This is a genomic window from Moorena sp. SIO3H5, assembly GCF_010692395.1.
GTDB lineage: Bacteria > Cyanobacteriota > Cyanobacteriia > Cyanobacteriales > Coleofasciculaceae > Moorena.
This window is the reverse complement of the sequence record NZ_JAAHHS010000601.1, coordinates 1-3416: the sequence shown is the minus strand read 5'-3', so window position 1 is coordinate 3416 and position 3416 is coordinate 1. Positions and strand designations below refer to the sequence as shown.

The window sequence follows — 3416 nt, the reverse complement described above, 5'->3', positions numbered from 1 at the left end:
ACCCCCAAGACCGCGCTGCATCGCTCTCCAGCCCCGTGGAAACCCCCGCGTGAAGGCGCTGCATCGCTCGATCAATTACTCAGAAACTGGAATGTTTGTTACCTTAAGCCTTAAGGTTTTTACCGTTTTCTTAAAGTATTTAACTTCAAGTTTTCTTTTATCAATCGAGGGGGTTATCAGACGAGATATGACCAGATATCCCGTCTCTTAGTTTAAGAGAAATTAACTTCACACCATAGGACTCGCAAAGTACCTGCACCAAACTAGACCCCATCAGCGAGAGCGACTTATTTTTCCAGATACGCTAAAAAACTTAGTAAATCTTCTGAATAACACATCTAGTCGCAGATTTCAAACCCTGAAGGTCTTGATAGTCAAAGACAATCCTTGGTAGAGTTACTCCCATCGTCCAAGCTATGCATGTATGCCTTTGTCCTCCCATCTCGCTTTAAATGGACAGAACCCTAGTTGAGAATGGCAGAGAAAAATTACCCAAATTAACTGGATTTATTTCGGTAAGTTTCCATAAACTAAATAGAGGGAATAGAGATATCAATCTGAGTACCAAGGTTGTAGTGAGTAATTGTAAACAAACCCCATTATCTTGCGGTTGGGTTGTTCTGAGCCATCAATACCAGACGAATTATGGTTAAGCCAGGTCTATCCTCCTTTCGTCGCATTCTACTTTCGCGCCTTCTGCTGTTAAGTGTCCCAGTGTTACTAACAGGAGTGTATGTGACTTACACAAAGGCACGCTCATTGCTGTTGGACAGTGCTCGCCAAAATCTTACGGAAAGTGCTGTAGTCCAGGCACAGAAGATTCAAGAGTCAATTGCTGCCCTCAAAGCCAACTTGGTTAGTGCCAGTCAAGCTGTAGCCCTAAAGTCCGAATCCCCAACTGCTTATCAAAAATTTGTTGAACAATTGGCTCAACTGTTACCACATCAGATCGATTGTGTGCAGTTGATTGAGCTACAGAGCAAAGCAATGGCCGCAAGTACTTGTCCTAACCAATTGCTAACTAACCGACCGACTTTTGTATCGTCGGTGCAGCAAAGTCAATCATTGGCTAAGCGTAATGATGTTGAGGTAAGCATACTACTCCCTAAACATTCCTCAACACACCCCTCAACAACTTTAACTAGCCAAGTCTATCCCCCGAACTCCACCAGTCAACTCAAACTAGTGCTGAGTGCGCCAGTATATAACCGATCAGGTCAACTCCAGTTTGCCCTGATCATCCAGTCAGCTCTGCTACAGAAACCAGCCTCACAACGGCAGATATTGTCGAGCTATCCGGTAGTGATTAACCAACAAGGGCAAGTTTTGACTCATCACTATCAAGAGCCAGTGATACACAAGATCACAGACAATATCAATCGGGAAGAAGAACAAGAGGGACTCAAAAAGGTTCTCGGAAGAGCGATCGCACAGGAACAAGATTTTGCTGAACCATCCTACTTGATTAAAAACAGCGTGAAATTGACCGCTGGGTATACCTCAATTCCAAGTCCGATTACTGCTGAGCTAGGTCAAAAGTGGGTGATCTTAGCGGTTACCCCGGTTGATATTGCCTTGGCTGGTCTTAAAGAAATTCAGCAAGTGCTGCTGATCTTCACCTGTGGCTTGATTGGGGCAACCCTGTTGGCAACGATTTATGTTGCTCGGGAATTAGCTCGTCCTCTCGAACAACTCAGAGACTATGCTCTAAATCAATCTCAGTTCCATTCCCAAGACAGTATACCCCAAAACTTCAAAATTAGGGAAGTTAACCAATTGTCAGAAGCTTTCGGTGGAATGATTGAACGGATGAAACATTGGGCAGAAGAACTCGAAGCTACTTGGAAAGAAGCCCAAACTGCTAATAAGTTTAAGAATGAATTCCTCGCTAATACCTCCCATGAACTGAGAACTCCCCTGAACGCCATTATTGGTTGTTTGCGACTAATACGGGATGGTTTCTGTGACAACCGAGAAGAAGAAATCGATTTTTTACAAAGGGCTGATCATGCTGCCATGCATCTGCTGGAAATCATTAATGACGTTCTAGATATGGCGAAGATTGAAGCTGGTAAATTATCAGTGAAAATTGAGCCGATTTACCTGTGCGAGTTGCTTGATGAAGTGATAAATTTACAGACTGTTCCCATTCAGCAGAAAGGTCTGGAGTTTCATACCAGCGATTTGCATCAGGGGATTATCGTACCTGCTGATCCAGCTAAACTCAAGCAGGTTCTGATTAATGTTGTTGGTAACGCCACCAAATTTACAGACAATGGCAGCATTACCATTAAGACCAGAATTGAACCGCTACCCCTGTCTCAGAACAACAGAACTGTTACCAACGCTTCTGATCTAACCTCTCATTCACAGGTTGTGATTATTGTTAAGGATACAGGTATTGGTATTGATCCGAGTCAACAGCAAAAACTATTTCGTCCCTTTGTTATGCTTGATGGTTCGACCACCAGGCAATGTGGTGGAACAGGGCTTGGTCTAGCTATTTCCCGGAATTTAATGGAAATGATGGGAGGTAGTATTACCCTGTTCAGTCCTGGAGAGGGTAAGGGTAGCACTGTTAAAATTACGTTGCCGATCATAGATGGAAAACGGGAATAGCGATGCAGCGCTTTTCTCCTACTTCCTGCTGTGTTGACAATAGTGGATAAGTCGGTTATAATATCAATCCTATAAAGTCAAAAATTATGGCTGCCTTTGTAGCCCAACTACGCTATTGCTCTAGTTAGGCAATTCTTGCGGATCCTGTTCAATTGAGGAACTACTAATCTGTTGCGCCAGTGAGCTGATAACCTTCAATTGTTCCTCACCAAAAGCGTCTGCTTCTGAACTAGCAATGGTAATGAGACCCTTGATTTTATGGTCATCAATCACTGGCACGCTCAGAAATGACCGCACTCCTGCCAAATCCAAACCCCCAGATACTATTCCCACTACCTGCCCATCGTTACCAATAACTGGTAAAGAAACCACTGCAACCCACAGGTTACTCTTCGCCCGAAAAACTGTTGATATATACGTGCGTCCCTTGATAGCTTGTTGAAAATAGCGGCGATCGGAATAGTCTTTACCAATTAAATCTAATTCCGGGGCTTCTGGGTAGCGATAAATCATCACCCCCTGACGATTGATTACACTCCAGCCAGCCAATCCAGCCATCGCGTTTTGCATCAGAGTGCTCTCTCGTAGTGCTTGCCCTAAGGCAGCAACATTTAGCGATCGCGTTTCCGAACAAAATGCTAGAAAACTCAGGGTAACAAACAGTTGCTTCAGGTCATTTTGGGCTAAATAAGCGACGGTTTCTGGGGCATCAGTTCCCTGTGATGACACTAACTCCATCTGAATTTGGTCTGGTTGGAGGTCTAGGTCAGTTAAGCTAGCCAAGGTAATTAGTGCCA

Annotated in this window: 2 protein-coding genes; one reads left to right on the top strand and one right to left on the bottom strand. The window is 44.0% G+C overall.

Features of this window, described 5'->3' with window-relative positions; genetic code table 11:
• Positions 1 to 735: 735 nt before the first annotated feature.
• Positions 736 to 2619: an ATP-binding protein gene (locus F6K52_RS34210; protein ID WP_293089336.1), complete on the top strand. Its 1884-nt coding sequence runs from the start codon at positions 736 to 738 to the stop codon at positions 2617 to 2619.
• Positions 2620 to 2739: 120 nt separating this feature from the next.
• Here the strand turns inward: F6K52_RS34210 and F6K52_RS34205 are convergent.
• On the bottom strand, positions 2740 to 3416 hold a 677-nt coding region (locus tag F6K52_RS34205), incomplete at its 5' end, for a GAF domain-containing protein (RefSeq protein ID WP_293089334.1).